Raw genomic sequence first — 4,784 nt, 5'->3', positions numbered from 1 at the left:
ACATAGTGCAGCCGGTCGTCCTTTGTGAGGACTGCGCCGTAGTTCGATTCCATCGACCAGATCGCCAGTATGATGTTCTTGTCGACGCCGAAATGCCGTTCGATTGCCGTCAGGGTCGAGGCATGCTTTGTGGCCATTTTGCGGCCGATCTCGGCTGTGTAGGGGTTCACGCGGGAGTCCACATAGTCCCAAATCTTGGTCGTGAATTCCGGCTGAAAGGTCGCCTTTTCAAGGACTGTCGGGTCCGGTTCGGTCACGCCTGCGAAAGCTTTCCGATAGGTTGCCTTGCTGATGCCATTTTGCGCGGCAGTTTGATAAAAGTCCGCGATCCACTTCTGGAACCGCTGGTCGGCCGCCGCGCTATCGGGAGCCAGACCTGCGGAAGCGGTCACCATGAGGGCGAGAGCAAGACCACGAAGGGAGTATTTGCGGTTCTGGGTCATCGGCAGTCGTATCCGTCATCTTCGTTGCACGTGCGGCGGAGTTGCAGTTTCCGGCCAAACCCGACACTACCGGAACGGAGTCAACAAATTCTTTACCATGACCGGCTTCTCCCGTCATCCTTTGCAAAACGGTAGCGATTCTAATCTAGTTCACCCTAAATAGCTTGAGTGTAAAAGCGATCCAGCCCCCCTAGGAGGTCTAAGTGGGACAGCAGAAAAAAGTTCGTAAAGCGGTATTCCCGGTTGCAGGTTTGGGGACACGCTTCCTCCCGGCCACCAAAGCCGTTCCGAAGGAAATGCTGACTGTCGTCGATAAACCGATCATTCAGTATGTGATCGACGAGGCGCTCGAAGCCGGCATTGAACACTTCGTGTTCGTGACCGGCCGCAACAAGCACATTATCGAAGACTATTTCGACATTCATTTCGAGCTCGAGCAGACGCTGCGCGAACGCAGCAAGCAGGCCGAAATGACGCTGCTCGCCAATCAGCTTCCGAAAGCAGGAACGGTCAGCTTCACCCGCCAGCAGGAGCCACTCGGCCTCGGCCACGCCGTATGGTGCGCCCGTGAGATCGTCGGCGACGAACCTTTCGCGCTGCTGCTGCCGGACATGATCATGAAAAACGAAGGCAAGGGCTGCATGAAGGGCATGATCGATCTCTATGCCCAGAGCGGCGGCAACATCATCGCCGTCGAGGAATGTGCTCCCGAGCAAGCGCATAAATATGGCATCGTGGGAGCCGGCGAACCGGTCGGCGAGGGCTTCCGCATCACCGGCATGGTCGAGAAGCCGGCCAAGGGGACGGCACCTTCCAACTTCTTCATCAACGGCCGCTACATCCTGCAGCCGGAGATATTCAAGATCCTCGAGACGCAGGAGCGCGGCGCCGGCAACGAAATCCAGCTGACCGACGGCATGTTGAAGCTGCTCAAGGAACAGGATTTTGCAGGCTACCACTTCCGCGGCACGACCTATGACTGCGGCGCGAAGGATGGCTTCATCCTTGCCAATGTTGCCTTCGCACTCGAACGTGCAGATATCCGCCCGACCGTCGAAGACGGTTTCAAGGCATTGCTGAAAGGCCTTTGAGCCTAGCGTTTCAGCTTGAGACCGACGCCGGCTCGCCATTGCTGCGAGTCGGCGCCCACATCGCGCGTCGTCAGCTCGTATCCCAGCGTGGTGGTGAAATCGAGATAGCGGTTGATGTTCCAGGTGAGCCCGCCGCTCGCCGTATAGACCGTCTCGTCGCTGCTGCCGCCGGACGGATAGTCCCGCAAGGTCACCCCACCCAGCACCGTTGCCTGGAGATTGTCGCGCAGCTGATGCGTGACCGCCGTTGTCAGTACGTGCGAGATATAGCCGCTCTGACCAGCTGTCGTTGAGGGTTGGATGCTGGTCGATAGATCAAAAAGAACGTCGGTTCCACGCAGCGGCGACCAGAGGAGGTTTGCATCGACGGTTGCGGTATCGATCGAATCGAGGCGGCTATCGTCAAAGGTTGCGGTTTCGTAGCCGAGACCGACTTCACCCTTCAACTTTTCTCCCAGATCGACCTCGACGCCAGCTTTGGCGCCGTAGCTGTTGCCGGAGCGCGCAAAACCCGCCGAATCCCGACTTTCGTCGTAGACAGTCTTACCGACCGAGGCCTCGACGAAGGGAATGAGGGCCGGCGAAAGCTCATAGCCGACACGGGTCCGAAATGTGCCGGACGTCTGGTCGCGGTCGCTGAGCGAGATCCTCGTGCCGTTCGAAAGCACGGCGTCGGAGTAGATGGTCCGGGTCAGATCGAGTGCCGCGGTACCGCGCAGGATACCGAAATCGCGCTCGACGGATGCGCCTGCTGAGAACTCCTGTACATTCGACTGCTGCTCGGCATCGGCGATTGCGTCAGGATCGTCGGTATCTTCCCGATAAAACCGGTATCCGCCCTTGATATGAGCGACCGTGTCGTCCGGCAGGTCGAGGCGAAGGTCCCCGTCGATGTCGAAGGCGGGCTGCTCTTCGCCGGTACCGCTGACATTGCGCTGCCAAGTGCCCTCACTCGTGACGATCAGTTGATGGAGCGCCCAGTCGGAGGCAAGCGTTGCGTGGGCGTCGGTTTGGAGGAAAGCGCGCGTCTCCTTTGTCTCTCCGTCCTTCGTCGTTTCGGTGTTGATCGACTGGGTAACGGAAGGGCGCAGCACGAAGGTGCCGATGCGGATGCCCGGCGTCTCCTGATCTGACAGGTATTCCTCCGGCTTGCGTGGCGCCCTTCTGTCATCGATTGCCGGTTCGCGGGTATTCAGGCGACGAATGTCCTCATCGAGAATGGAGCCGGTCGTCTCGCTGGACGGGTCCTGATCAGCCGCCCCGTTTGCCGTCGTTGTTCCGGCTTGTTGGTTTGAGCTGGGCGGTGTGCCGCTCATTGCATCGGCTGAGGGATTTGCGATGTCGCTACCGTCGGCTGCGCCATCGTCGGGCAACTGCTGTGCATTCGGCGAACTGCTGTAGGATGTGCCGCTGGCGGTGCTGTTTTGCGCGGACTGAGCAAAACTCGGGTGAGGTGGAAGAAACAAAGCGAAGCAAGCGAAAGAAGACACGGCAAAGCGCGCCGCGCAGAGCGGCGTCAAACTGCTCGTCTCTCTTTCCTTGGCCATCCGGATTCCGCGCGTGGCATGCTTCAATTCGTTACCCGAACGTAAAGCCTCGTGGTTAATCATTCGTTGCGGCCGCGAGGCTCTGTTCACAGGTTGCAAAGCGATGTGGGTAGACACCTGAAATGAAAAGCGCTAACGCAGGACCATGAGGAAAGCAGTCAAACTTGTTGAGAACGGTGTGCTCGAATCCGCCAAACGCACGATCGAGACGGAGAGACGTGGACTGGAAGCGCTGGAGCGCGCCTTGAGCGACGGTCTGTCGGAGCCGTTTTCTCAAGCGGTGGAGACGATCGGCAGTATCAGCGGTCGTGTCATCGTAACGGGTGTCGGCAAAAGTGGACACATCGGAACGAAACTGGCCGCTACCTTTGCTTCGACGGGCACGCCTGCGTTTTTCGTTCATGCTGCCGAAGCCAATCACGGCGACCTTGGGATGATCGCGAGCGATGATCTTGTGCTCGCCATATCCAAGGGCGGCGAAAGCGCGGAACTGCGCAGCATCATTGCCTATACGCGCCGATTTTCCATTCCGCTGGTCGCGCTCACGTGCAGCATACACTCGTCGCTGGCGACGGCATCCGACATCGTACTGCTGATCCCGAACGAGCAGGAAGCATGCCCGAACGGCCTTGCGCCAACGACATCGACATTGATGCAGCTCGCCCTCGGGGATGCGCTCGCGATCGCGCTGCTTGAAGCGCGCGGCTTCACGGCGCGGGATTTCCATGTCTTCCATCCAGGCGGAAAGCTCGGCGCCAGCCTGATGCATGTCGGCGACGTCATGCATACCGGCGAGCGCGTCCCGCTGGTGGCGAAGGGGACACCGATGCCGGAGGCGATCCACGTGCTGTCGCGCAAGCATTTCGGCTGCGTCGGCGTTTTAGACGAGGACGGGCGGCTTTGCGGCATCGTTACCGAAGGTGACATTGCCCGTAACTTGACGCGCAACCTGTCCGAGCTTTGTGTCGACGACATCATGACGCGCACACCGAAGACGGTCAGGCCGACGGCGCTTGCGACAAGCGCGCTGGCCTTGCTGGAGCAGTATCAAATCGGCGCACTGATCGTCATCGATGACGATAACAAGCCGGCCGGCCTGGTGCATTTTCACGATCTCTTGCGGATCGGCGTCGCCTGATCAGAGCGGCTCGACCGTCAGGTCGCGCCCGTTGCTTGCGACCACCTTCACCTGCGTTCCAATGGGGAGGTTCGGGCCCGTCCCCCGCCAGATCGTATCATCGATGCGAATGCGGCCGCGGCCTTCGGCGATCGGTTCTAAGAGCGTTGCCGTCCGGCCGACGAGACTTGCGCCCCGCTGATTGAGGAAGGGTTCGTCCGTCGCATCATGGCGAAGCGTCAGCCGGCGGCCAAGGAATGTCGCAGCAACGGCCAGGATGGCAAAAACGATGAGCTGCGTTTCCCAGATCCAGAAGGTGGCATTCCAAAGCAGCAGCGACAGAACGCCGACGGCGAGCGCGGCAAGACCGATCCAGACGAGGAAAAAGCCCGGCACCATCATTTCGGCGGCAAGCAGCGCCAGGCCCACAATCCACCAGGGCCATGGTCCCAGTTCGGCAACGACGCGTGTCAGCATTCGTCAGCGCTCCGGGGCCTGGTTGAAGGGATTGACCGGCGCGGGCGCGCGCCCCGGCCCCCTGCGCCGCGAGGGGGCGGCGAGCGGACTGTCGCCGTCGACGAGGACA

5 protein-coding genes are annotated in these 4,784 nt (G+C 60.2%); 2 read left to right on the top strand and 3 right to left on the bottom strand.

Annotated elements, in window-relative coordinates; translation table 11 throughout:
• A partial coding sequence (locus C9413_RS27885) for a lytic murein transglycosylase (RefSeq protein ID WP_170251199.1) occupies positions 1–443 on the bottom strand: 443 nt, incomplete at its 3' end.
• 203 nt (positions 444–646) lie between these two features.
• Here C9413_RS27885 and galU point away from each other — a divergent pair.
• A complete protein-coding gene (galU, locus tag C9413_RS27880; RefSeq protein WP_039846081.1) occupies positions 647–1,534 on the top strand; it encodes a UTP--glucose-1-phosphate uridylyltransferase GalU in 888 nt (295 codons plus the stop codon).
• 2 nt (positions 1,535–1,536) lie between these two features.
• On the opposite strand, the gene C9413_RS27875 is transcribed toward galU, so the two are convergent.
• A complete protein-coding gene (locus C9413_RS27875) occupies positions 1,537–3,081 on the bottom strand; it encodes an outer membrane beta-barrel protein (protein WP_039846080.1) in 1,545 nt (514 codons plus the stop codon).
• Between the two features lie 145 nt (positions 3,082–3,226).
• Here C9413_RS27875 and C9413_RS27870 point away from each other — a divergent pair, with 145 nt between their 5' ends.
• Positions 3,227–4,219: a KpsF/GutQ family sugar-phosphate isomerase gene (locus C9413_RS27870; protein ID WP_039846079.1), complete on the top strand. Its 993-nt coding sequence runs from the start codon at positions 3,227–3,229 to the stop codon at positions 4,217–4,219.
• Here the strand turns inward: C9413_RS27870 and C9413_RS27865 are convergent, their stop codons facing one another.
• Positions 4,220–4,675: an NfeD family protein gene (locus C9413_RS27865; protein ID WP_170251198.1), complete on the bottom strand. Its 456-nt coding sequence runs from the start codon at positions 4,673–4,675 to the stop codon at positions 4,220–4,222.
• Positions 4,676–4,784: the final 109 nt, after the last annotated feature.

The sequence above is a fragment of the Rhizobium sp. SEMIA 4085 genome (assembly GCF_013004495.1).
In the GTDB taxonomy this organism is placed as follows: Bacteria; Pseudomonadota; Alphaproteobacteria; order Rhizobiales; family Rhizobiaceae; genus Rhizobium; species Rhizobium gallicum.
The sequence above is the reverse complement of the archived record's forward strand: the minus strand, read 5'-3'. Positions and strand labels throughout refer to the sequence as shown.

Bases quoted from the DNA above. Each gene is read 5' to 3' on its own strand.
- C9413_RS27875 (WP_039846080.1), bottom strand. From the start codon at position 3,081: ATGGCCAAGGAAAGAGAGACGAGCAGTTTGACGCCGCTCTGCGCGGCG.
- C9413_RS27870 (WP_039846079.1), top strand. From the start codon at position 3,227: ATGAGGAAAGCAGTCAAACTTGTTGAGAACGGTGTGCTCGAATCCGCC.
- C9413_RS27865 (WP_170251198.1), bottom strand. From the start codon at position 4,675: ATGCTGACACGCGTCGTTGCCGAACTGGGACCATGGCCCTGGTGGATT.